Source organism: Plantibacter sp. PA-3-X8 (genome assembly GCF_003856975.1).
GTDB classification, from domain to species: Bacteria; Actinomycetota; Actinomycetes; order Actinomycetales; family Microbacteriaceae; genus Plantibacter; species Plantibacter auratus.
On the sequence record NZ_CP033107.1, the window covers coordinates 1,651,897 to 1,675,496 of the forward strand.

Below are 23,600 nucleotides of genomic sequence, written 5' to 3' on the forward strand. Positions count from 1 at the left end.
TCGGAGCAGCCAGGCGGCGGCCCCGACTCAGCCGCTGAGGGCCGAGGTCGGTGGCGTCCTGGCTGCTCGGATCGCCGGGTAGAGGCCGGCGATCGCCCCGATCACCAGGGTCGCGCCGACGCCCGCGAGCAGCACCTCCGGGGGTACCGCCGTCGGCCAGTCGTTCACCGCGGCGACGACGCTCGTGACGCCGGTACCGATCGCGGCGCCCGCGACCCCGCCGAGCGCGGAGAGGAGGAGTGCCTCGGTGAGGAACTGGGACCGGATGTGGCCCCGCGTGGCCCCGAGGGCGCGACGAAGGCCGATCTCGCGTCGGCGTTCCAGGACCGAGATGACCATCGTGTTCGCCACCCCGATGCCGCCGACGAGCAGGGCGACGGAACCGAGTCCGAGGAGGAGACCGGTGAAGGCTTGGTCGGCGGCCTGCTTGGCGGCGAGGGCGTCCGACGGCCTGGAGACCTCGACCTCCTCGGGTGCAGCAGGGTTCACGGTGCGGGGGAGGAGCTCGCGGACGGCCTCGACGCGTTCGTCGGAGGACCGTTCGTAGACCGTGGTCGGTTTGCCGTCGTACCCGAAGCGTTCGGCGGCGACGGTCTCACCGATCATCACCGTGGTGTCGAGTTCCGGGGCGAGGTCGAGCGAATCCAGGATGCCCACCACCGTGAAGTACTGGTCGCCGAGCTGGATCATCGAGCCGACCGTAGCGATACCCAGCCGTTCCGCGGCTTTCGACCCCAGGACGACCGCGGGGTAGCTCGCCGTCGCCCGGTTCAGCCACTCACCGGTGGCGAGGGTACCGCCCACGACGTCCAACAGGCTCTCCGTCACCGCCGCTGCGCCGAGGCCCCCACTCGACGCCCGGTCGATGAGGCTGCTGCGGTAGACGAGGACGCCGTTCAGCACTGCGGCGGAGCCGGCCTGTTCCACACCGTCGACCAGTCCCACCTTGCCGACGGTGTTCGTGGGCAGGGTCGCTGCCTCACCGAAGAGGTTCTGGCCCGGTTGGACGGTCAGCAGATTCGTCCCGAGAGCGGAGAGCTGCGCCTGCAGTTTGGCCTGACTGGACGAGGAGATGCCGACGACCGCGATCATCGCCGCGATGCCGATCGCGATCCCGAGGGCGGACAGGACCGCGCGCGTCGGCCGTGCCCGCAGACCCGTCGTCCCGAGCCGGAGGACGTCGCGACCGAGGAGCCGCGACCGTCGATCGTGGTCGGCGTTCATGTGGTCCTCGTTCATGCGGCCAGCCCCGAATCGCTCACGATCCGGCCGTCGCGGATCGCCACCTGGCGGGGGAGTCGCGCAGCGAGTTCGGCGTCGTGCGTGATCACGACGATGGTCGTGCCGGCCTCGTGGAGTTCGTGCAGCAGTTCGACGATGCTCGCGCCGGACACGGAGTCCAGGTTGCCGGTGGGTTCGTCGGCGAGGAGCAACGGCGGGTCACCGACCACGGCGCGTGCGATCGCGACCCGCTGGCGCTCACCGCCGGAGAGCTGGGTCGGGCGGTGACCGAGACGGTGGCCGAGGCCGACGCGTTCGAGGGCGACGACCGCGCGACGACGGCGCTCGGCCCGGGGGACCCCGGCGTAGATGAGGCCGTCGGCGACGTTGTCGACCGTGGTCGAGCCGTCGGCGAGGTGGAACTGCTGGAAGACGAAGCCGATGCGGTACGCGCGGAGGGCCGAGAGCTTCGCGTCGGAGAGGCGTCCGACGTCCGAACCCGCGATGCGGGCGGTCCCACCGGTCGGTCGGTCGAGGGTCCCGATGAGGTTGAGCATCGTCGACTTCCCGGAGCCGCTCGGTCCGACGATGGCGACGAACTCACCCTCCTCGACCGTCAGGTCGACACCCGCGAGCGCGAGCGTGGGCGGCTCACCGTACTCGCGGGTGACGCCCTCGAGGTGGATGATCGGTGGACAGGCCGGCCGATCGGCTGCGGCGGACGATGCCGTCATGGTCTCGGTCATGACACCGGCACCACGACGTCGAGACCTTCGCGGATGCCGTCGCCTGAGACCTCGACCCGACCATCGGCGAACAGACCGGTCGTGACCGGGACCTGACGGCGCTTCCCGTTCCCCTCGACGACCTCGACGCCGAACGTCGTGTCATCGATCGCGATGAGCGCTTCCACCGGGACGGAGAGGACGTTCTCACGTCGTTCCGTCGGGAAGCCGACCGTCACGGTCGCGCGCTGCAGATCGGCTGCGGCCGCCGGATCGTCGAGCGTGATGCCGACCGGGATCGTGACCTTCTTCTGTCCGTCCGCATCAGACTCGGTGGGGACGCCGACATCGGTGACCGTGCCGGTCGTCCGCTGTCCGCCGGGGAGGTTGACGTCGACCTTCGTCCCGACGACGCCGAGCCGCTGATCGGCGAGCTTCAGCGGGACGTCGATGCGCTTCACGAGGGACGAGACGGTGACGATCTTGTCCGAGGCGGTGGTGCCGACCGCGGCGTCGACCGATGCGATCCGCACGTCGCCCGTCATGAAGACGACCGATCCGAGCTCCAGGCGTCCGGTCTCCTCGACGCCGAGGGCTTTCTGCCACCGCTCGATGGCACGCACGGTCGACGCGGCGAACTCGTCGTCCGGTTCACGGTCGAAGTAGCCGAGGGCCGCGAGGCTCATCTCGAGTTGCCGGACGTCCGGTCCGTCGGTCATACCGGACTCGAACGCCCGCCAGGTCGGGAGCGGTCCGTGGAGGAGCACGACCGGGACGTTGTCGAGGGCGTAGAGGGTGCCGCCGAGCGAGACCGTGCTGCCGGGAGCGGGCACCGCCGTGACGATCCCGGCTCCACCGCCGATGGTGCGCTGGTCCGCGTAGTCGAGGGTGCCGCTCGCCTGCGTCGTGCCCGCGAGGTCGCCGGCGGTGATCGGTGCGGTGCCGGTGCGGATGCTGCTGACCGGCTCTTCCTGGTTCGTCCCCTGCGTCGGTGCCAGCGTGACCGCCGCGGCGGCGCCGCCTGCAAGCAGGACGGCGCCGACGCAGACGGCCACGACGACCCCTCGTCGTCGGTTGCTCATCGGTCGGTGGAGCCGAGCGGCGCGCTCGAGTCGGACGAGAGACCGCAGGCTTCCATCACCTCTTCCGTGACGTCGGAGGGGATCTGCATGGCCTGCCCTTCCACCGGGTCGGCCATCTCGTATCCCTGTTCGCGGAAGCACTCGGCCATCTCGAGCTGCTGCTCGAAGGCGTCGGCGACCGCGGGGTTTCCTCCGGTGGGTACTGGAGGCGTCCCGAGACGGTCGATGCAGGTCGCGGAGGCGTCCTGGAAGGCATCCTGGTCTCCGTCGCCGAGGGTCACGGACGCACCGCCAGAGCCGTTCTGCTCGGGGTCGGGCATGTCGACCCCCTCATCGCGCATGCAGGAGGCGAAGGCGACCTGCCAGTCGTCGAACGATTGCACCGCCTTCGGGGTCTGGCTGCTCGAGTCGGGCGAGCCCGAGCTGCAGGCCGCCAACGATCCGATGAGGAACGGGATCGCGATGAATGCGGCGAGTCTGCCGGCCGGACGGCGGACGGAACGGGTGATGGTGATGTCGGACATCTGCTCTCCTCAGTGGGTGGGGCTGACTGGTGACGACCAGTCCACTCGGCGGCGCGTTGTCGGGGCGTCAAGGAAAACGTTGACGTTCTCTGAACGTCTCGAACGGCACGATAGATAGCCGACACTCGGGGGTTGCTCGATCAGCGTCCGTACGATCCCGGAGTCCCCACACCCCATCGAGAGGAACATCATGCGCGTCCTGGTTGCCGAGGACGAGGTCTACCTCGCCGAGGCGGTCCGAGCCGGTCTCCGGCAGGCGGCGATCGCCGCGGACGTCGTGCACGACGGCGACGCAGCGCTCGAGGCGCTCACGATCAACGACTACGACGTCCTGCTCCTCGACCGGGACCTGCCGGGCACCCACGGCGACGAGGTGTGCCGAACGGTGGTCGCCGAGCATCCCGGTGTCCGCGTCATGATGCTGACGGCGGCACGTCGACTCGACGACACCGTGTCCGGCCTTGGCCTCGGCGCCGACGACTACCTGGTGAAGCCGTTCGAGTTCCCGGAGCTCGTGGCCAGGCTCCGCGCGCTCGCCCGGCGCACGGCGGAGTCGCGCCCTCCGGTCCTCGAGCGTGCCGGAGTGCGAGTCGACCCGTTCCGGCGGGAGGTCTTCCGCGACGGCGTGTACGTGAAGCTGTCACGGAAGGAGTTCGCGGTCCTCGAGCAGCTGCTGCTCGCCGACGGCGGGGTCGTGAGCGCCGAGACCCTCCTCGAGAAGGCCTGGGACGAGAACGTCGACCCGTTCACGAACACCATCCGCGTGACCATCTCGAACCTCCGCCGACGCCTCGGCTCGCCGTGGGTGATCACGACCGTCCCGGGGGCGGGCTACCGGATCGAGGGCGACTGATGCCGCGTTCCGACGCAGCGGGGTTGCTCAGCCGCCCGAACCGCTTGACGGTGCGTCTGCGCTTGACGCTGACGTACGCGCTGCTGTTCACCGTCGCCGGCTCGATCATGCTCGCGCTCATCTACGCCTTCATGCGGTACGTCCCGACGTACGCGATCACCGCGGTGCGGGCCGACGAGGCCATGGACGGCGCGACCCGTTGGCGGGCGACCGCGCCGACTGAGGTCGCCGGGGCGGCCACCTACCAGCCGGCCGAGGGGCTGACCTCGGCGAACGGTACTGCGGCCCTCGTCGTCTCGGACCAGAGCGACATCCTGAACACGCTCCTCGTCTGGTCGCTCATCGTGCTCGTCGTCCTCGCGGCGGCGAGCGCGTGGGGTGGCTGGATCCTGTCGGGCCGGCTGCTGCGCCCGCTGCACGCGATCAACGTGGCCGCGCAGCGGGCGGCGACGGGATCCTTCGACCATCGGGTCGCCCTCGCCGGCCCGCGGGACGAGATCACCGACCTCTCCGACACCTTCGACCACATGCTCGAGCGGCTCGACCGATCGTTCCGCGCCCACCAACGGTTCGCGGCGAACGCCTCGCACGAGCTGCGGACCCCGCTCGCGACGACCCAGGCGATGCTCGACGTCGCCGCGACCAGCGACGACCTCGACGACGACACCGTCAGGGGACTCATCGCCCGGCTCCGTGAGACGAACACGCGCAGCATCCAGACCGTCGAGGCCGTGCTCGACCTCGCCGACCTCGAGCACTCGGAGCTGCGGGGTGAGAACGTGGCACTCGGAGAGCTGGCTTCCGAGGCAAGCGTCGCCGCAGCCTCCGCGGCTCGAGCGCGCGGGATCGACTGCACGGCCGAGGTGCAGGACCTCGCGGTCTGGGGCGACGAGGCCATGCTGCACCAGCTGTGCGGGAACCTCCTGCAGAACGCCGTCCGGCACAACGTCGACGGTGGTTTCGTGCGGGTCTCGGTGCGCCGGTCGGGCGGTCCGGCGGGCGGCGCGGTGGTCCTCCGGGTCGAGAACTCCGGGGAGTCGATCCCGGTGGACGTGGTCGCGAGGCTCACCGAACCGTTCTACCGCGCCGGCGGCCGGGTCGCGCGGGGTCCGGAGCGGTCACGCGGGCTCGGGCTCGCCATCGTGGAGAGCATCGCCGAGGTGCACGGGGCTGCGCTCGAGCTCACCGCGCGGTCGGAGGGTGGGCTGGTGGTGACCGTCACGTTCCCGCCGAGCGGCCCGGACGCCGGCACCGAGGCGTCAGCTCAGCGCGACGTGGCGACGCGCTCGCCGCGGGCCCACACGAAGAAACCGGCGAGGGTGAACGCCCCGTAGAACAGGTACATCGACGCCGAGACCCAGTACCCGGCGCCGAACAGGAGCGGTACGCCGACGAGGTCGACCGCGACCCAGATGAGCCAGAACTCCACCCAGCGTTTCGCCATCCCCCAGGTCGCGAGCAGGGAGCCCATGAAGATCCACGCGTCGGCCCAGACCGGCTCGTAGGAACCGAGTGCCCGGAACACGGGGATCAGGAGCAGCGTGCCGCCGAGCAGGAGGCCGACGAGGACGAGCCGCACCCGCCAGCCGGCCCAGCGGGGCCGGATCACGGCGACCGGACCGGTCGTCGCCTCGACCCGCTCGACCCGTCGCCACTGCACCCAGCCGTAGATCGACACGACGATGAACATGAGCTGGCGGCCCGCCTGCCCCAGGAGGTTGGTCGGGTTCGGCGTGTGGAAGACCGCGCCGAGGAAGACGGTCAGGAGGAGCGCGTTGCCGATGATGCCGACGGGCCAGGCCCAGGCGCGGCGACGCATGCCGCCGAGGGCGCTCGCCAGGCCGAACAGGTTGCCGACGACCTCCCGCCAGAGGACCACCTGGTCGCCGACCCTGAACGTCGCGTCGAAGAGCCAGAGGAGGATCCCCACTGCAGTGCTCCGATCGGGTCCGTGGCCAGATGATGCGCGGTCACGCGACCGACGGTCCACCGTACAACGTGCAGAGCCGCCTCCCGATCGGGAGGCGGCTCTGTGACGATCTGCGGCTCGATGGTCCTGTTCGCAGGCTAGCTCGCGGCGGGCAGTCCTCCACCGGCGGCGATGACCTGCTCGAGGAAGGCGTCGGTGGCCTCGGCCTGCTTGCGCATGACGCGCTCGGCCTCCTCGGCGCTACGTGCCTCGGCGGCCGCGACCAGCCCGGTGACGTACGCGGCGAAGATGTCCCACTGGAAGAAGTCGATCGTCGGCAGCGAGGTGTAGGTCACCCGGGTGTTCATCTGACGGGCGACCTGCTGCAGCAGCGAGTTGCCCGAACGCTCGACCATGAAGTCGGCGAAGGCGGAGGACGACCGGAGGACGTGCTTGTCACGCGCTTCGATGTCCGCGAGCACGGCGTCGCCGAGTTCGCGGAACGCCGCGACGTCCTCGTCGGTGAACTGCGGGATGCTCCACCGTGCGCTGAGCTCGTGGAAGCCGTTCAGGAGGCGCAGTGCTTCGGCGTACTGCTCGGCGGTGGGCTTCGCGACGCGGGTGTACCGCTGCGGTGCGGTTTCGACCAGTCCGATGTCGGCGAGCTTGCTGATCGCTTCGCGGATCGGGGTCCTCGAGACGCCGAGCCACTTCTCGAGCTCTTCGTCGTTGAGGCGCTCGCCGGGCTCGAGGGTGCCGTCTTCGATCGCGGTCAGGAGCTGCTCGAAGACGATGTCGCGCAGGAGCTTCCGAGGGCTCGTCTCGACGGTTTTGGGAACAGGCATGGGACTCCGATCGTCGAGCTGGGATATGACCAGTTCAGAATACCGATATCCAAGGTGTGTTGGATAGTTTTGTGCCTCATGTGTTGGTGAACATGCCGGATGCACAGGTGCAGCCGGGTGCGCCGAGCCTTGCTATCCTGGCGCGCACGGCGTACCTCGGAGCGGCAGGAAGGTGGGACGCATGTCGGCAGATTCGACGGCCAGCAGACCCCGCCATCGGCGGATCCATCTCTTCCAGACGCTCGGGGCGCTGCTGGGTGGCGTGACGCGGGTGACCGTGCCCGTCCTCGAGGATGCCGACCGAGCGGCGCTCGTCGCCGAGCTGGACGAGGTGTCGCGAGTGATCGGCTTGCAGGACCCGGTCGCCTACGCCGAGCTCTCGTGGCCGCTCATGGACCATCTCGTCGCCCTCTGCCCGAATCGCATCCTGGTCACGACCGCTCGCGACGCACTCGCGCTGCTGTCGCCGCAACTCGAGGTCACCGCCGACACCGACTGGCTCGATTGGCCGTCACTCGCGGTGGACTTCCCGATCCTCCGGGATGCGGTCGCGGAGGGGGACGCGATCGCTGCGGAACTGGCCGTGGAACGACTGTGGGGGATGGCCGCGACGCTTCCGTGAAGCATTCCAAATGCTGATATGCTGAAGTCGTCGCTTGCGACACCACTGCCGGAGACGCCGGTCAGGACATTCGGGTTCCTGGCTTGGGCGCCCGGTGGTGAGTCGGGTGGGTGGGTTTCGGGTATCCGCCCACCCGGCGATCTGATCCTCTGGCGACGGAGCGGCCACCTCGATGCAGCTCACGCGTCGGCGCCGCGCTGGCCTCTCCTGACACAGCACAGCCCCCACACCGTCGGGCGCAGGGGCTGTGTGCAGGCGGGTCGCTCAGCCGATGACCGGGCCGAACCGCTCCGGGAGGACGCTTTTGGAGACGCGGCGCAGTTCGGAGACCGGGATGGTCAGGACGTCCTGGATCTCGAGGGCGGGCTCCGTCGCGTCGCCCACGGCGGAGGCGTCGGTCACGCCGATGCGCAGCACCGGGTAGCCGCGACCCTCGCACAGGCCCTGGAACTTGACGTCGTCCTCGCGCGGCACGGACACGATGACGCGACCGGTCGACTCGGAGAAGAGCGCGGTCGTGAGGTCGACACCGTCGCGGCTGAGCAGCTCACCGAGGAAGACCCGGGCACCGACACCGAAGCGCATGACGCTCTCCGCGAGCGCCTGAGCGAGACCACCGTCGGAGAGGTCGTGGGCGGAGGACACGAGGCCCTCCTTGGCAGCGGCGTGCAGCAGCTCGGCCAGCGTCTTCTCGCCGGCGAGGTCGACCTTCGGCGGCAGGCCACCGAGGTGGTCGTGGATCGTCCCGGCCCAGGCGGAGCCGTCGAGCTCGAGTGACGTGGTGCCGAGGAGGTAGAGGTTGTCGCCCTCGTCCTGCCATCCGCTCGGGATGCGGCGCGCGACGTCGTCGATCACGCCGAGGACGCCGACGACGGGCGTCGGGAAGATCGGGACGTCGCCCGTCTGGTTGTAGAACGACACGTTGCCGCCGGTGACCGGCACGCCGAGCTCGAGGCAGGCGTCCGACAGGCCGGCGACGGCCTCGGAGAACTGCCACATGACCTCGGGGTTCTCCGGCGAGCCGAAGTTCAGGCAGTCGGTGACGGCGGCCGGGACGGCACCGGTGACGGCGACGTTGCGGTAGGCCTCCGCGAGCGCGAGCTGCGCGCCCTGGCGCGGGTCGAGCTGGCAGTAGCGGCCGTTCGCGTCGGTCGCGATGGCGAAGCCGAGGCCGGACTCCTCGTCGACGCGGATCATGCCGCCGTCGTCGGGGAAGGACAGCGCCGTGTTGCCCATCACGTAGTAGTCGTACTGGTTGGTGATCCAACTCTTGTCGGCGAGGTTCGCCGAGCCGAGGAGTGAGCGGAACTGCTGCTCCAGCTCGGCAGGGGCGTCGGTGCGGGGGAGGGCCGACGCGGAGTCGGCCTGCAGGGCGTCGATCCAGGTGGGGTAGGCGACCGGGCGCTCGTAGACCGGGCCGTCGACCGCGACGGTCGAGGGGTCGACGTTGACGATCTCCTCGCCGTGCCAGTTGATGACGAGGCGACCGGTGTCGGTGACCTCGCCGAGCACGGAGGTCTCGACGTCCCACTTGTCGGTGACCGCGAGGAAGGCGTCGAGCTTGCCCGGCTCGACGACGGCCATCATGCGCTCCTGCGACTCCGACATGAGGATCTCCTCGGGCGTGAGCGAGGGATCGCGCAGCAGCACGTGCGAGAGCTCGACGAACATGCCGCCGTCGCCGTTCGCTGCGAGCTCGCTCGTGGCGCAGGAGATGCCGGCGGCACCGAGGTCCTGGATGCCCTCGACGAGACTGTCGCGGTAGAGCTCGAGGCAGCACTCGATGAGCACCTTCTCGGCGAACGGGTCGCCGACCTGGACGGCCGGACGCTTCGTCGGGCCGTTCGCGTCGAAGGAGTCGGACGCGAGGATGGAGGCGCCGCCGATGCCGTCGCCACCGGTGCGGGCACCGAAGAGGACGATCTTGTTGCCGACGCCCGAGGCGTTGGCGAGGCGGAGGTCCTCGTGACGCAGGACACCGACCGACAGGGCGTTGACGAGCGGGTTGCCCTGGTACACCTTGTCGAAGTAGGTCTCGCCGCCGATGTTCGGCAGGCCCAGGCAGTTGCCGTAGGAGGAGATGCCGGCGGTGACACCGTGCACGACGCGCGCGGTGTCGGGGTGGTCGATGTCGCCGAAGCGGAGCTGGTCCATGATGGCGACCGGTCGGGCACCCATCGAGATGATGTCGCGGACGATGCCGCCGACGCCCGTGGCCGCACCCTGGAAGGGCTCGATGTAGGAGGGGTGGTTGTGGCTCTCGACCTTGAAGGTCACGGCCCACCCCTCGCCGACGTCGATGACGCCGGCGTTCTCGCCCATGCCGACCATGAGGTTCTTCTTCATGTCGTCGGTGACCTTCTGGCCGAACTGGCGCAGGTAGATCTTGCTGGACTTGTAGGAGCAGTGCTCGCTCCACATGACCGAGTACATGGCGAGCTCGCCGCTCGTGGGACGACGGCCGAGGATCTCGCGGATCTTCGCGTACTCGTCGGCCTTCAGGCCGAGGGCGCCGTAGGGCTGCTCGCGGTCCGGTGTCGCGACGGCGTTCTCGACGGTGTCGGCGACGGCGGAGCTGGTGGGGGTGGTGGTCGTCACGAGGGCAGGACTCCAAAGGAAGTGGTGGGATGCCGGACCCACCAATCTTAGCGGCGCGCGGCGACGAACAGATCCTCGGATGGGCGACGGAGGTCGACGCCGATTCGTCACGGTGCGGTGCCTGATTCGCGGTCTCCTCACGAGCTTCGAGATCGACCGTGACGATCGGTGCGATGGTTGCGTCCTATCACCAACGAAGCGATCAACCGCTCGCTCGAGACGAACCAGGAAGGGCAACACCATGTCGAACACCACCAACTCCCCGAAGCCCACCGTCACGAAGGGTGTCGTCGGCGAGAACAACGCCGCCACGCAGACGAACACCCACGGCAAGACGGTCATCGACAACGGCGTGGTCGCGAAGATCGCCGGCATCGCAGCCCGCGAGGTCCGCGGCGTGCACGCCCTCGGTGGTGGCGCAGCCCGTGCCTTCGGTGCCATCCGCGACGCCATCGGCTCCTCCGACCTGTCGCAGGGCATCCGCGTCGAGGTCGGCGAGACCCAGGTCGCCGTCGACGTCGTGATCGTCGCCGACTACCCGGTCGACCTGCAGGCCGTCGCGAGCGAGGTCCGTGCCTCCATCATCCGCGCGATCGAGCAGTTCGTCGGCATGGAGGTCACCGAGGTCAACGTGACCGTCAGCGACGTCTTCATCCCGTCCGACGACGAGGACCAGAACGCCGAGGCGCGAGTCCAGTGACCGCAACCAACACCGGCATCCTGATCGGCGCCGTCCTCGCACTCAGCTGGGTGGCCTTCGGGTTCTGGGCGTTCGTGTTCGTCGCGGTCGCGATGGGGATCGGCGCCCTCGTGGCCCGCATCGTCACCGGCCAGACCGATCTGAACGCGATCGTCGACGCCGTCCGCGGGAAGCGCGTCTCGTCATGACCACCGCCGTCCTCGACCGGGGTGTCCCCTCGGTCGCCGAAGCTCCCGTCGTGCACCCGCACGGCGGGCCGGGCCGGACGCGGATCACCGCGAAGGCCCTCGAGCACGTCGCCGTGAACATCGCGGCCGAATCGCTCGGGGTCCCGGCGGGACGCGTGAAGGTCGAGCTCGCCGACGACCGGGGTGCACTCGCGCTCATCGTCACCTCGCCGATGCGCGCGATCCCACTGGCGCGCGTCTCGGCCACCCCCGACGCGCTCCAGCGTTCAGGGGGCTCCATCGTCGAACGGGTCTCGGCCGCCACCGGTGCCATCGCCGCTCGCGTCGAGCAGTTGTCCGGTTCGAGCGTCTCGCGCGTCTCCATCCGCGTGAGCGGACTCGAGATCGACCAGGAAGGACGCGTCTCATGACCGCAACAGCAGCCACGACCCCGGTCACCGGCCCGACGCGGGTGCTCCGGCGTCTGGCTCGCCGCGAACTGCACTCGCCGCGCTCGACCGCCGCGATCCTCCTCGCGGTCCTGCTCGTGCTCGTCGCGCTCTGGATCGCCGTGGAGACGGTGCTCGCCCTCATCGGCGTCCGCCCGCTCCTCGTCGCCCCGAGTGAGATCCCGGGAGCCGCGGCCAGCCTGCCGACGACGCAGCCCGTCATCCTCGCCGTCGCAGGCGCACTCGTGCTCCTGCTCGGGGTGGTCCTCATCGGGATCGCGCTCGGACCGGGGCGTCGTCACCGCCATCTGTTGTCGACCGGGCGCGTACTCGCGGTCGTCGATGACGAGGTCATCGCGTCGGCCCTCGCACAGCGCGCTTCGACGACGGCTGCCACGCATCCTGACGGCACCTCCGTGGCCGTCGGCCGGCGGAGCGCCGCGATCCGGATCACCCCCGCCAGCGGCATGCCCGTCGACCGGTCCGAGGTCGACCGCGCCGTCGCCGCCGACCTCGACGCGTTCGGCCTGCAGCCGTCGCTCCGGGCGACCACCTCCATCTCGTCCAACGGGAAGGTCGGACAGTGAACTCCACCAACCGCGGACTGAACCGTCTGCTCATCCTCCTCATCGGACTCGTGTTCGTCGTGATCGGGGCGGCGGCGCTCGCCGTCGTCACCGTGCCCGTCGTCGCCGACTGGTGGCGCGACAACCGTGACGCGGTGCTCGACACGATCGACGGCTGGTTCGCCTGGAACCCGTTCGCCGCTGCGCCCGGCGCGGACGCCGGACAGACGGCCCCGGTCCTCGTCCCGATCGTCGGGATCGTGCTGCTCGTGATCGTCGCCGCCCTGCTCATCCCGTTCGTCCTGCGTCAGGGTCGTGGCCGTTCCGGCGTCGTGCATCGCGCGACCGTCGAGCACGGCGACATCGTGCTCGAGACGGACGTCGCGGCCAACGCGCTCGGCGATGCGCTCGACGACACCGAAGCGTTCTCATCCGTCCGCGTCTCCGCCTGGGAGGTGAACCGGGCGCAGGCGCTCAAGGTCGCCGTCACCTGCCGGCGCGGCGTCTCGCCCCGCACAGCGGTGGAGACCGTCAGCACGGCGGTGGAGTCGCTCGACCGCCTGCTCGGCGTCGAGCTCCCCGTCCTCGTCGAGGTCGGTGGCGGCTTCCGCGCCGCCAAGCCGAAGCGCGTCCTCCAGTGACCGTCACTGATCCGGACGTGCCGGCGCAATTGCAAGCCCCCGTCCGAATCGGCTGATCCGCAGCCGCGCGTCGCAGAATGCCTGTGTCGCGGGATGAACCATCGGGACACATCAACGCCCCACGGCGATCCGTGGGAGAGGGAGCAACACCATGGGTAAGAAGATCCTCCTCATCATCGTCGGCCTCATCGCCTTCGGTGCCTACACGCTCGGCGCGAAGGCCGGACGCACCCGGTACCGCGAGATCAAGCACGCCGCAGGAGAGTTCTGGAACGACCCTCGCGTCGAGAAGGCGCGCAAGAAGGCCGTGAAGAACGCGAAGAAGGCCACGGCGAAGGCCCAGAAGGAAGTCCAGAAGAAGCTCCACTGAGCCCCTTCGCCCGCCCGTCCTCGGGTGGAACGCCGCCCGCTCGCCCCAGTCTGGGGGAGCGGGCGGCGTTCGTGCTCACAACACCTTCGACAGGAACGCCCGCGTCCTGGCGTGCTGCGGGTTGGCGAGCACCTCGCGGGGTGCTCCCGTCTCCACGACGACGCCGCCGTCCATGAACACGAGTGAGTCGGCCACCTCCCGGGCGAACCCCATCTCGTGCGTGACGACGATCATCGTCATGCCGTCCTTCGCGAGTCCCTTCATGACGTCGAGGACCTCGCCGACCAGCTCCGGGTCGAGTGCCGAGGTCGGCTCGTCGAACAGCATGAGCTTCGGGTCCATCGCGAGGGCCCGCGCGATCGCGACCCGCTGCTGCTGACCGCCTGACAGGTGGCCGGGGTACGCCGCCGCCTTGTCGCTCAGACCGACCCGGTCCAGGAGTTCCCGGCCGCGCTGCTCGGCGACCGCGCGCCGTTGGCCTTTCACCTGCATGGGTGCCTCGATGATGTTCTCGAGCGCCGTCATGTGGGGGAACAGGTTGAACCGCTGGAACACCATGCCGATGTCGCGCCGCTGCTTCGCCGCCTCCTTGGGCTTCAACTCGTAGAGCTTGTCGCCCCGCTCGCGGTAGCCGATGAGGTCACCCTCGACGAGCAACCGTCCGCCGTCGACCCGCTCCAGGTGGTTGATGCAGCGCAGGAAGGTCGACTTGCCGGAGCCCGACGGCCCGACCAGGCACATCACCTCGCCGCGTCGTACCGTGAGCGAGATGTCCTTGAGGACCGTGTTCGAGCCGAAGGACTTCACCACGCCCTCCGCGCGGACCATGTCGGTCGTGTCCGTGATCGTCATCGTCGTTCTCCGCTCTCGCCGTCGGCAGGACTCTGCTTGGCGCGCGCCTCGGCCTCCTGGACCTGGATGGCCTCGGTCGTGACCGGTGCCCCCGCGTCGATCCTGGTGAGCCCGCGCGCGAACCGCTTCTCCAGGAAGTACTGACCCACCATCAGGATCGAGGTGAACAGCAGGTACCAGAGCGACGCGACGATGAGCAGCGGGATCGGGTTGAACGTCTCGGACGAGATGTCCCGCGACCTCGTGTAGAGCTCCTGCGTGAACGGGACGGCCGTCACGAGCGAGGTGGTCTTGAGCATCGAGATCACCTCGTTGCCGGTCGGCGGGATGATGATCCGCATCGACTGCGGCAGGATGACCCGCCGCATCGTCTGCGCCCAACTCATCCCGAGCGCCGTCGACGCCTCCTCCTGTCCGCGGTCCACCGACAGCAGACCGGCGCGCACGATCTCCGACATGTAGGCGGCCTCGTTGAGCGCCAGCCCGATGACGGCGATCCAGAACGTGTTCAGCGCGGCGTCCGTCGGCAGCTGCGCGATCGGCGGGAGGAACGGCAGTCCGATGTTGAGCGTCGGGTAGATCGTCGCGAGCAGGCCCCAGAAGACCAGCTGCACGTAGACCGGCGTCCCGCGGAACAGCCAGACGAAGCCCCATGCGATGGCTTTGAGCACCGGGTTCGGCGACAGTCTCATGATCGCGAGCACGACGCCGAGGACGATGGCGCCGATCATCGAGTACACCGTCAGCTGCAGCGTGATGAGCGCTGCCATGGTGATCCGCCGGTCGAAGACGTACTTGCCGACGGCCGGCCAGTCGTACGCCGGTCGCGTCGCCGCGTCGACCACGAAGGCGACGAGCAACAGCACGATGATGACGGCGAACACGTTCCGCCACGGATGGCGGAGCTTGACGACCTTCAACGGCACCGGGGGCGCGGACGCCGTTCCGGTGGTTCTGGAGTCGCTCACGGTCAGCTCGTCGCGCCGTTGATGTCGATCTTGTCGATGGCACCGGACTCGACGCCCCACTTGCTCAGGATCGAGCCGTAGGTGCCGTCCTCCATGAGGGACTGCAGGGCGGCCTGGAGGGCCTTGCCGAGGTCGCCACGGTCCTTGGCGATCGGCATGCCGTAGAGGAACGTGGAGTAGACGTCACCGGAGAGTTCGAGCTTCCCGTCGCTCTGCTGGACGGCGTACTGCACGACCGGGGAGTCGGCGGTCATCGCGTCGGCGCGGCCGAGCGTGACCGCTGCCGTCGCCTCGTCCTGCGTGTCGTAGCCGAGGGCCTCGATCGCGGGCTTGCCGGCGTCCGTGCAGGCCTGTGACTTGGCGGGGACGTCGTCGAGGGCCTCCGTCGTGCCGTTCTGGACGGCGACCTTCAGCCCACAGGCGTTGTCGGGGTCGACGGACTTGCCCGCGAGGGTCGCCCACTGGATCCCGGCCGTGAAGTAGTCGACCATGTCGACCTGCTGCTGACGCTCCTTGGTGTCGAAGAAGGACGACAGCCCGACGTCGTACTTGCCACCGGTGATGCTCGGGATGATGTTGTCGAACTTCGCCACCTGGTAGTCGGTGGTGAGGCCGAGCTTGCCGGCCATCGCGTCGGCGAGCTCGATCTCCCAACCGATCGGGTCGCCGTTCGCGTCCTTGAACTCGTTGGGCGCGTAGGTCGCGTCGGTGCCGAGGATGAGCTTGCCGGCTTGACGGATGTCGTCGGGGAGCAGTGCCTCGGCGGCCTTGTCGACGGTCACCGCGGCAGCTGAGCCGGTGGCGTCGGGTGTGGCGACCTCGTTGTTGACGCAGCCGGTGAGCAGCAGCGCGGCGGCGGCCGTGAGTGCGGCCGGGAGCAGGTATCGGTTCTTCATGTCAGGTTCCTTGCTCGGTTGATGTGGTGGTGGAGGTGAAGACGCGGCGTCCGGCGATCCAGGTCCCGACGGTCCTGGTGTGCGCGATCTCGGTGGTGGGGCCGGCGAACGGGTCGCGATCGACGAGGACGAGGTCTGCGACGGCGCCGACCTCGATCACTCCGGTGTCGTCGCGGTGGTCGATCCGGTTGGACCCGTGCGTGTACGCGGCGATCGCGGCTCCGAGCGTCAGCGACTGTCCCGGGTTGAGCGGTTCGGGGTGGTGGTCTGGATCGTCGACGGGCAGCGTCCGGTTGACGGCCACATGCAGGGCCTGCCACGGGTCGGGGGTCGTGACGGGCCAGTCCGATCCGGCGCAGAGCAGGGTGCCGAGTCGTGCCGCATCGCCGAACGGATACTGCCAGGAGGCGCGATCCTCGCCGAGCAGGGGCAGGTTCAGCTCGACCATCTGGGGCTCCCACGTGGCCCAGAGCGCCTGCATGTTCATCGTGACGCCGAGTCGGGCGAACCGCGGCAGGTCGTCGGGGTGGACGATCTGCACGTGCGCGATGTGGTGCCGGTTGTCGCTCTCGCCGTTGCGCTCCCGCGCTGCCTCCAGGGCGTCGAGGCACTCGCGGACCGCCCGGTCGCCGATCGCGTGGAAGTGGACCTGGAATCCGGCGGCGTCGAGCCTCGTGACCGCCTCGACGAGGGTCGCGGGCTCCAGGAAGGAGATGCCGCGCTCGGGCGCGGTGTCTCCGCAGTGGCAGGTGCGGAGGTAGGGGTCGATCATCGCGGCGGTCCGGTTCTCGGGGATGCCGTCCTGCATGATCTTGACGGTGCCCGCCGTGAAGCGCCCGGTCGTCGTCCCGAGGGCTGCGGCGCGGCGTGCGATCGCGTCGCGGCGTGCGATGAGTTCGTCGATCTGCTCGAGTCCACGATCCCGGTCCCACCAGAGCGCCCCCACGACGTCGCTGGTGAGTGACCCGTCCGCCATCGCCTGCAGGTAGGCGTCGCTCGTGTCGGTGTGACTGCCGTAGTCGCCGACGATCGCATCCTGCCAGCCGGTGACGCCGAAGCCGTGGAGGGTCTGCTGAGCTGCGATGAGGGCGGCCGCGACGTCCTCATCGGTGTCGACGGGGACGAACCGGGACACGAGCGAGCGGGCACCCTCGTGGAGCATGCCGTTCGGGGTGCCGTCCGCGTCCCGCTCGATCCGGCCGTCGGCGGGGTCCGGTGTGGTGTGGTCGATGCCGGCGAGGCGGAGTGCCGCGGTGTTCACCCAGGCACCGTGGTGGTCGCGGTTCTGGAGGAAGACGGGGCGGTCCGGCACCACCCGGTCGAGGTCAGCGGCGAGCGGGGTGCCGCCGGGGAAGGCGGCTTGTTGCCAGCCGCCGCCGACGATCCACGGGCGCTCGGGGTGGGCCTCGGCGTAGGCGGCGATCGTGGCGAGGTACTCCTCGGGGGTGCGCTCGGCCGACAGGTCGCACGCGAGCTGTTCGAGTCCGGCCTCAATCGGATGGACGTGCGCGTCGACGAAGCCGGGGAGCAGCAGACCGCCTCGGAGGTCCACGATCTCGGTGTCGGGACCGATCGCCGCGTGTGCGTCGGCGTCGAGAGCGACGATCCGGCCGTCGGAGACGGCGACGGCACCGGTCTGCGGCGTGAGCAGGGCGTTCCGGAAGACGGTGCCTCCGGTGAAGACCGTGTCCGCGTTGCTCGTCATATCACCTGCTCGAAGCGTCGGTGGTGCCGTCTGGCCGGCGCGTCATCCTCGGCGCGCTAGCGGTATCGAGAGCATAACCCGGATCGAGGTGACGGATTCGTGCGTCGGATCGCGTTTCTGCAACGGATTCCTCCAGCCGTGGCGTCAGCGCACGCGAACGGGCCCGGAGCATGTGCTCCGGGCCCGGCTGATTGCAGGAGGTGTGGACGCGGCTTAGGCGACGAGCGTGCGCAGTCCTTCGATCAGGGGCGTGGTCGGACGCCCGATCAGCCGACCGAGGTCGCCGCTCGTGTCGGCGAGGAGCCCGTCACGGGTGTTGCCGTCGAGGGCGACGACGAATCCCGCGGTGCCCTCATCGAGACCGGCGGCCAGCAGGGCCTTCAGGTGGTCCTCGGGGGAGAGGTCCTGGTACGCGACCTCGCGGCCGATGACCTCGCCGATCGCCTGCGCCAGCTCGTTGTGCGACCACGCGACGTCGCCGGCGAGCTCGTAGGCCTTGCCCTCGTGTCCGTCGGTGGTGAGGACGACGGCGGCCGCCTCCGCGTAGTCGGTGCGCGACGCGCTCGACACGAGACCGTCGCCGACGCTCCCGACGAACGATCCGGTCGCCTTGGCCTGGTCGACGGACTGGCCGTAGTTCTCGGTGTACCAGCCGTTGCGGAGGATGGTGAAGGGGAGGCCGGACGCGTGGATGAGCTCCTCGGTCGCCTTGTGCTCGGGGGCGAGGATCAGCGGGGAGGTGTCGGCACGGAGCGCGCTCGTGTAGACGAGGCGGGCGACGCCGGCGCGCTTGGCGGCGTCGATGACCGCGGCGTGCTGGGCGACGCGCTGGCCGACCTCGCTGCTGGAGACGAGCAGGACCGTGTCGCCGGCCTCGAGGGCGGCGTCGAGGGTGGCCGGGTCGGCGAAGTCGACCTTCGAGGTACGGACGCCCTGCGCGGCGAGATCGGCGAGCGCCTCGGTCCGGCGGCCGGTGGCGACGATGGTGGCGGGGTCGGTGCCGCGGGCGAGCAGGTGCTCGACGACGAGGTGGCCGAGCTGGCCGGTGGCTCCGGTGACGACGAGAGACATGTGAGGGTCCTTTCGATGGGGTTCGCTGAGGAGGAACCCGCTTCCGATCACATTACTTCCCGATCTGCAGTACCCACTTTGAGGTAAGCTACTGTCCGATAAGTAAGGAATGAGCCATGACAAGCGTAGACACGCAGCTGGGAAGACGCCCCGGATTCACCGACGGCATCCTGCCTGCCGCCTGCCCCTCGCGCACGGTGCTCGACCACGTGACCAGCAAGTGGGGCGTCCTCGTCCTCCTGGCGCTGTCCGACGGCACCCATCGCTGGGGTGAGCTGCGACGGGTGGTCCAGGGCATCAGCGAGAAGATGCTGGCCCAGACACTCCGCACGCTCGAGGAGGACGGCCTCGTCGTCCGCGTCGCACACCCCGAGATCCCGCCCCGTGTCGAGTACAGCCTGAGCGACCGCGGTCGCGACCTCAACGAGCACCTGATGCCCTTGATGGCGTGGATCGACCACAACGCGTCGGAGATCCTCGGACGCTAGGCGGTCCGGCCGAGTGCCGCAAGGACGTCCACGAGCGTCGATGGGTCGCCGACGTTCCCCGGGACGACCACGTAGAGCTTCTCCTCGTCCTCGGGTGTCACCACGCTCCACACCGAGACCCCGGGCAGCACCTGTCCGAGGACGCGCGCGCGTCTGGCGCCGAGTCCGACCCGGGCGACCTCGGCGGAGGTGATGCCGCCCTTCGACACGACGACCTCCACCGATCGTCGGAGCGCAGCGGTCGCCGACGTCAGCGCGATCATCACCCGCTCGCCGTGGTCGAGCGTGTTGTGCGAGGCGTCCCGTTCCCGCTCGGACGAGATCGCGGCGAACCCCGTCGCGGTGAGTCGCGCTCGAGCGGCGTCCGCCACGGCCCGTCCGGTGGCGGCGGCATCCTGGAGGGCGTCGCTCGTGGGGACGATCTCGGCGGGGCCGAACGCCGCCTCGACGGGCGCAAGCTGTCGCGTCGCACCGATGGTGTGGGAGCCGCAGACGAGGAGCGCGGCGACCGGCTCCGCGACGAGCGGCGAGGGGAGGAGCCCGTCGCTCTCGACGCCCGCGATGGCCGCAGCGAGGGGGGACGCCGACCGGACGACCACGTCGGATCCGTCGGCCCAGGCCGCCGTGATGGCCTGCGCGACGATCCGGACGTCGTCTCCCGTCTCCGCATCCGGAAGGAGCACCGTTCCGGGAGCGGCGTCACGGAGCGCTGCACGGAACTCGGCGGCGCCGTCGCGAAGACCCGCCAGACCGAAGTGGGCGGCCTCCCGCCCGGACTGTTCGCGCACGTAGTCCGGCAGGTGTCCCGAGCGGAACGGGAACACGGGGTCCTGGGCGTACTCCGTCTCGTGGGCCGGCAGTGTCTCGTCACCGATCCGGACGTAGTGGGTGCCGTCGATGGTCGTCCGCCCGCCCTCCGGGAAGGCCGGGACGAACACGATGACGCTGCGGTCCCCGGTGAAGACGGCGGTCTCGGCGAACACGTGCCCGCGCAGGGTCGAGTCACCTCGGAGGACGATGTGGATGCGTTCTCCGAGACGACGGCCGGCCTCCGCCGCCTGCTCGCGGGTGCGTTCCAGGAGCGCGACGGCCTCGTCCTCCCGCACGGCGCGGGTGTTGGTGAGCAGGTAGACCGCGTCGGCTCCGCCGAGGGCCTGCTCGATGAGGTCGGCGTCCCACTCCAGCAGGACGTCGACGCCGGAGGCCGACTGCGTGCCGGTGGGGTCGTCGTCGAGGATGAGGGTCTTCATGCGTGGGGCTCCTGGGTGGTGGAACGTGCGGCTCCGAGGGGCTGGGGCGTCGTGCGTGGGGCTCCTGGGCGGTGCGACGTGCCGTCGTCGAGGATCAGGGTCTTCATGCGCGCGTCTCCTGGCGGGGGTGGCCGGCATCCTGGTAGGTCTCGATCACGCGGGAGTCGTCGCGTGCGCCGAGGCCGGACGCCGCAGCGGCGAGGAAGCGTTCGCGCGCCGCGTCGAGGACGGGGGTCGCGGCTCCGGCGGCGCTCGCCGCATCGGCGACGAGGCCGGTGTCCTTGACGAAGATGTCGACGCGGCTCATCACCGGGGCATCGGTGTCCTGCAGCATGCGGGGTCCGCGGTCCGACAGCATCCAGGACGCGGCTGCACCGGACTCGACGAGGGGGAGGACGGCCGCCGGGTCGAGTCCGAGCGAGGACGCGAGGGCGAGGGCTTCGGCGGCAGCGGCGATGTGCACCGCGCAGAGGTGCTGGTTGACGACCTTGATCGCCTGGCCGTCGCCGATGGCTTCGCCGACGAGCCTGGCTGTGCCGAGGGCGGCGAGCGGCTCCGCTGCGGCCGCGGTGGCGGCGGGGGATCCGGATACGAACATGGTGAGCTCGCCGGTGCTGGCGCGTGCCACGCCGCCGGTGACCGGTGCGTCGACGACCGCTGCGCCCGCGGCTTCGAGACGGGCGGCCTGCTCGACGACGGAGGCGGGGCCGACGGTGCTCATGATGATCCAGGTCTGGCCGGAGGGATCGGTGGCGGCGAGGGCGAGGGTGACGAGTTCGGCGAGCTGGTCGGGCGTCGCGACCATGACCACGACGGTGTCGGCCTGTGGCGCCTCGGTGATCGACTCGACCGCGCTGATGCCGGCGGCGTCCGCGCGTTCCCGTGCGGCGGGGAAGGGGTCGACGCCCGTGACCCGGTGGCCGGCCGCGGCGAGCTGGGTGGCCATCGGCAGGCCGATCGCGCCGATACCGACGAAGGTGATGGTGCGTGCGGGCAGTGGCGTCGATGCCATGGCGTCCTCCGGTGGATTGGTTGGACCAATCGTAGCCGCCGGTGTCGACACGGGCAAGCGCCCGGTGGTGGGCGCCCGGCTGCCCGTCGACACGGGGTACGCGGCTCCTTCCGGCCATTGAGCTTGTCGAAATGCCCCCGAGGACCCGTCGACAGGCGCACTGCGGCGCAGCTCAGCGATCGAGGGTGATTCGGGGAACCCTAGCCCGATGACCGAGGTGGCGCGGCTCAGCTGCCCTTCGACGGGCTCAGGGACCGGGCCATCCGGGTGAACCTTTCCCGCTCATCGAGGCGGCGCGACCCGAGTGCCCTTCGACAGGCTCAGGGACCGAAAGCGTGCGAGCACAGGCCAGCCCGGTCACTGAGCTTGTCGAAGTGCCCACGAGGACTCCTCAGCGTTCCGGGTGAACCTCTCCCGCTCATCGAGGCGGCGCGACCCGAGTGCCCTTCGACAGGCTCAGGGACCGAAAGCGTGCGAGCACAGGCCAGCCCGGTCACTGAGCCTGTCGAAGTGCCCACGAGGAACCCTTCGACAGGCTCAGGGACTGCGGCGGGGTTCAGAACGGTGCGGGATCCGGTTCCGTTCGATGGTGCTTCCCGTCGGGTGTCGTCCACTCGAGGAAGCCACCGGGTCCGTGGTCGAGGTTCCAGCCGGGCAGATGCTTCATCCGGTGATGATGTCGACACAGGCAGGCGAGATTGCCGACATCCGTTGCCCCGCCGTCCTCCCAGGCAACCGAGTGGTCGAGGTCGCAGGCCCGGGCGCGTCTGCCGCAGCCTGGTGCGCGACAGGTGCCGTCCCGGAGGCGCACTGCGCGCTGCAGGTCGGCGGGAACGCGGTACTGGTTGCGTCCGACGGAGAGGATCGCGCCGGTTTCGGGTTGGACGAGGATCCGGGTGAAGCTTGGCGCGTTCACCGCGATGCGGGCGGCGGTCTCGGGGTCGATCGGACCGTAGCCGTCGAGCATGCCGGGTGCGTCGGAGACGCCGGCCACGGTGAGCGCGGGGACGGTGATCTGCACGGTGGGCTTGATGTGCTCCTGGACCTCGATCGGATGCGGAAGCACCAGGCTCGACATCACGTCGTCCGGGGTCACACCGGTGAGCGCGAGCGCCGCGAGAGCATCCGCCTGCAGCTGAGCGCAGGTGCGAGTGTCGCCCGCCTTACGTGACTCCGCCGCGGCCGCTTCGACGCGCTCGACGATGCCCTGCGCGATGGGCGCCGTCGTGAACAAGTGCACCCACGCCATGCCGTCGGCCGCGGGCTCGAACTCGACCCGGCGGTCAGCTTCGGAGCGAACCGCTCGGGCGGTGATCGATTCGGGGTGGAGACGCTCCCGCAGGACACGAGCGCGCCTGCGAAGGTTCGCGTTGGTCGTCTCCTCCGCAACCGGGAGTACCTCAGCGAGGAACGCCGCCCGTCCTGCGGTCGGCACGTCACTGAGTTGGTCGATGATCGTCTGCGCGTGCCGTGCCGAGATGCGCCCGGCCTCGAGCGAGGCGAGCACGGCCGGAGCATCATTCACGAGGCGCTCGGCGTCGTTCGTCGCCCGCTGCACCGTCTGCTCAGGCGTTCGGGTTGCCATCGCGAGGGCTGCGCAGGTGGAGCGGCGCGACAGGGCCAGTCGTTCGGCCGGCGGGAAGATCGCCGGGACCGTGACGTCTGCGAAGGCGTCCGCGTATGCGGCGGAGCGGGCCAGGAGCCGGGCCTCTCGTGCATCGAGCGCTGCTCGCAGCCGTTGGATCTCCGCGTATTCGTCCGAGAACTCCACCAGCCGCGCGGCGCACTCGTCGCTCGCGCGGATCGCGGCGGAGGTGGTCTCGGTCATGGAACAAGTCCACCACGAACCGCTGACATTCCAGATGCTGAGTCGAAGCGGTTGTGGAAGTTGCTCGTGGGCCCTTCGACAGGCTCAGGGACCGGAGGGGGCATACCGGATTCGCAGGGTTCCTCCGTGTGCCCTTCGACAAGCTCAGGGACCGGAGGGGGTGCTTCAGGGACCGGAGGGGGTTGCTCGGGTACCGGAGGGGGTGCTCTGGGACCGGAGGGTTTTCGCATGCACCTCTTCCGGTCACTGAGCTTGTCG

Annotated in this window: 25 protein-coding genes; 10 read left to right on the forward strand and 15 right to left on the reverse strand. The window is 69.8% G+C overall.

What is annotated here, in order from left to right; genetic code table 11:
* Nucleotides 1–27: 27 nt before the first annotated feature.
* From EAO79_RS07920 to EAO79_RS07935, 4 genes are read right to left on the reverse strand one after another with little or no spacing between them, the layout of a single operon-like run.
* Nucleotides 28–1,239: an ABC transporter permease gene (locus EAO79_RS07920; protein WP_241161017.1), complete on the reverse strand. Its 1,212-nt coding sequence runs from the start codon at nt 1,237–1,239 to the stop codon at nt 28–30.
* Nucleotides 1,236–1,967, reverse strand: coding sequence for an ABC transporter ATP-binding protein (locus EAO79_RS07925; RefSeq protein WP_240043950.1), 732 nt, complete (start codon nt 1,965–1,967; stop codon nt 1,236–1,238). Before EAO79_RS07925 ends, EAO79_RS07920 begins: the two co-directional genes overlap by 4 nt.
* A complete protein-coding gene (locus EAO79_RS07930) occupies nt 1,964–3,028 on the reverse strand; it encodes a peptidoglycan-binding protein (RefSeq protein ID WP_124768633.1) in 1,065 nt (354 codons plus the stop codon). Before EAO79_RS07930 ends, EAO79_RS07925 begins: the two co-directional genes overlap by 4 nt.
* Nucleotides 3,025–3,552, reverse strand: a complete 528-nt coding sequence (locus EAO79_RS07935) for a hypothetical protein (RefSeq protein WP_124768634.1) — start codon at nt 3,550–3,552, stop codon at nt 3,025–3,027. The genes EAO79_RS07930 and EAO79_RS07935 overlap by 4 nt, the downstream gene beginning before the upstream one ends.
* A 190-nt stretch (nt 3,553–3,742) precedes the next feature.
* Here EAO79_RS07935 and EAO79_RS07940 point away from each other — a divergent pair, with 190 nt between their 5' ends.
* Both EAO79_RS07940 and EAO79_RS07945 read left to right on the forward strand, forming a co-directional pair.
* Nucleotides 3,743–4,405 carry a response regulator transcription factor gene (locus tag EAO79_RS07940; protein ID WP_079705033.1) on the forward strand — a complete coding sequence of 221 codons (663 nt, stop codon included), beginning with the start codon at nt 3,743–3,745 and terminating at the stop codon, nt 4,403–4,405.
* The gene (locus EAO79_RS07945) at nt 4,405–5,739 is read left to right on the forward strand and encodes a cell wall metabolism sensor histidine kinase WalK (RefSeq protein WP_124768635.1); all 1,335 of its coding nucleotides are present in this window, start codon (nt 4,405–4,407) and stop codon (nt 5,737–5,739) included. Before EAO79_RS07940 ends, EAO79_RS07945 begins: the two co-directional genes overlap by 1 nt.
* Here the strand turns inward: EAO79_RS07945 and pnuC are convergent.
* Nucleotides 5,670–6,335 carry a nicotinamide riboside transporter PnuC gene (gene pnuC / locus EAO79_RS07950; protein ID WP_079705035.1) on the reverse strand — a complete coding sequence of 222 codons (666 nt, stop codon included), beginning with the start codon at nt 6,333–6,335 and terminating at the stop codon, nt 5,670–5,672. The genes EAO79_RS07945 and pnuC overlap by 70 nt on opposite strands.
* 137 nt (nt 6,336–6,472) lie before the next feature.
* Nucleotides 6,473–7,159 carry a GntR family transcriptional regulator gene (locus tag EAO79_RS07955; RefSeq protein WP_124768636.1) on the reverse strand — a complete coding sequence of 229 codons (687 nt, stop codon included), beginning with the start codon at nt 7,157–7,159 and terminating at the stop codon, nt 6,473–6,475.
* A 181-nt stretch (nt 7,160–7,340) separates the two neighbouring features.
* Here EAO79_RS07955 and EAO79_RS07960 point away from each other — a divergent pair, with 181 nt between their 5' ends.
* Entirely contained in the window at nt 7,341–7,781 is a 441-nt protein-coding gene (locus EAO79_RS07960) for an FCD domain-containing protein (protein WP_079705036.1), read from the forward strand.
* 264 nt (nt 7,782–8,045) lie between these two features.
* Here the strand turns inward: EAO79_RS07960 and purL are convergent, their stop codons facing one another.
* Nucleotides 8,046–10,379, reverse strand: coding sequence for a phosphoribosylformylglycinamidine synthase subunit PurL (gene purL / locus EAO79_RS07965; protein ID WP_079705037.1), 2,334 nt, complete (start codon nt 10,377–10,379; stop codon nt 8,046–8,048).
* Nucleotides 10,380–10,620: 241 nt separating this feature from the next.
* Between purL and EAO79_RS07970 the strand changes: the two genes are divergently transcribed.
* From EAO79_RS07970 to EAO79_RS07995, 6 genes are all read left to right on the forward strand, one after another.
* Nucleotides 10,621–11,079 carry an Asp23/Gls24 family envelope stress response protein gene (locus EAO79_RS07970; RefSeq protein WP_079001390.1) on the forward strand — a complete coding sequence of 153 codons (459 nt, stop codon included), beginning with the start codon at nt 10,621–10,623 and terminating at the stop codon, nt 11,077–11,079.
* Complete coding sequence (locus EAO79_RS07975) at nt 11,076–11,267, forward strand: DUF2273 domain-containing protein (protein WP_056008790.1); 192 nt, start codon at nt 11,076–11,078, stop codon at nt 11,265–11,267. The genes EAO79_RS07970 and EAO79_RS07975 overlap by 4 nt, the downstream gene beginning before the upstream one ends.
* The gene (locus EAO79_RS07980) at nt 11,264–11,677 is read left to right on the forward strand and encodes a hypothetical protein (protein WP_124768637.1); all 414 of its coding nucleotides are present in this window, start codon (nt 11,264–11,266) and stop codon (nt 11,675–11,677) included. Before EAO79_RS07975 ends, EAO79_RS07980 begins: the two co-directional genes overlap by 4 nt.
* Entirely contained in the window at nt 11,674–12,282 is a 609-nt protein-coding gene (locus EAO79_RS07985) for a DUF6286 domain-containing protein (protein WP_124768638.1), read from the forward strand. Before EAO79_RS07980 ends, EAO79_RS07985 begins: the two co-directional genes overlap by 4 nt.
* The gene (locus EAO79_RS07990; RefSeq protein ID WP_124768639.1) at nt 12,279–12,902 is read left to right on the forward strand and encodes a hypothetical protein; all 624 of its coding nucleotides are present in this window, start codon (nt 12,279–12,281) and stop codon (nt 12,900–12,902) included. The genes EAO79_RS07985 and EAO79_RS07990 overlap by 4 nt, the downstream gene beginning before the upstream one ends.
* A 151-nt stretch (nt 12,903–13,053) precedes the next feature.
* Entirely contained in the window at nt 13,054–13,272 is a 219-nt protein-coding gene (locus EAO79_RS07995; protein ID WP_124768640.1) for a hypothetical protein, read from the forward strand.
* 75 nt (nt 13,273–13,347) lie between these two features.
* On the opposite strand, the gene EAO79_RS08000 is transcribed toward EAO79_RS07995, so the two are convergent.
* The 5 genes from EAO79_RS08000 to EAO79_RS08020 form a co-directional block, all read right to left on the reverse strand.
* Nucleotides 13,348–14,124, reverse strand: a complete 777-nt coding sequence (locus EAO79_RS08000) for an amino acid ABC transporter ATP-binding protein (protein WP_274598595.1) — start codon at nt 14,122–14,124, stop codon at nt 13,348–13,350.
* Nucleotides 14,121–15,092, reverse strand: a complete 972-nt coding sequence (locus EAO79_RS08005) for an amino acid ABC transporter permease (RefSeq protein WP_079705041.1) — start codon at nt 15,090–15,092, stop codon at nt 14,121–14,123. The genes EAO79_RS08000 and EAO79_RS08005 overlap by 4 nt, the downstream gene beginning before the upstream one ends.
* Before the next feature lie 2 nt (nt 15,093–15,094).
* Entirely contained in the window at nt 15,095–15,988 is an 894-nt protein-coding gene (locus EAO79_RS08010) for an ABC transporter substrate-binding protein (protein WP_192004516.1), read from the reverse strand.
* A gap of 1 nt (nt 15,989) precedes the next feature.
* Complete coding sequence (locus EAO79_RS08015) at nt 15,990–17,693, reverse strand: amidohydrolase (protein ID WP_124768641.1); 1,704 nt, start codon at nt 17,691–17,693, stop codon at nt 15,990–15,992.
* 213 nt (nt 17,694–17,906) lie between these two features.
* Nucleotides 17,907–18,764, reverse strand: a complete 858-nt coding sequence (locus EAO79_RS08020; RefSeq protein ID WP_124768642.1) for an SDR family oxidoreductase — start codon at nt 18,762–18,764, stop codon at nt 17,907–17,909.
* Between the two features lie 116 nt (nt 18,765–18,880).
* On the opposite strand from EAO79_RS08020, the gene EAO79_RS08025 reads away from it, so the two are divergent.
* A complete protein-coding gene (locus EAO79_RS08025) occupies nt 18,881–19,252 on the forward strand; it encodes a helix-turn-helix domain-containing protein (RefSeq protein ID WP_064294176.1) in 372 nt (123 codons plus the stop codon).
* On the opposite strand, the gene EAO79_RS08030 is transcribed toward EAO79_RS08025, so the two are convergent.
* From EAO79_RS08030 to EAO79_RS08040, 3 genes are all read right to left on the reverse strand, one after another.
* Nucleotides 19,249–20,502: a four-carbon acid sugar kinase family protein gene (locus EAO79_RS08030; RefSeq protein WP_124768643.1), complete on the reverse strand. Its 1,254-nt coding sequence runs from the start codon at nt 20,500–20,502 to the stop codon at nt 19,249–19,251. The two genes, EAO79_RS08025 and EAO79_RS08030, sit on opposite strands and share 4 nt — an antisense overlap.
* A 103-nt stretch (nt 20,503–20,605) precedes the next feature.
* Nucleotides 20,606–21,514: an NAD(P)-dependent oxidoreductase gene (locus tag EAO79_RS08035; protein ID WP_124768644.1), complete on the reverse strand. Its 909-nt coding sequence runs from the start codon at nt 21,512–21,514 to the stop codon at nt 20,606–20,608.
* A gap of 556 nt (nt 21,515–22,070) precedes the next feature.
* On the reverse strand, nt 22,071–23,342 hold the full coding sequence (locus tag EAO79_RS08040) for an HNH endonuclease signature motif containing protein (protein WP_124768645.1): 1,272 nt from the start codon (nt 23,340–23,342) through the stop codon (nt 22,071–22,073).
* Nucleotides 23,343–23,600: the final 258 nt, after the last annotated feature.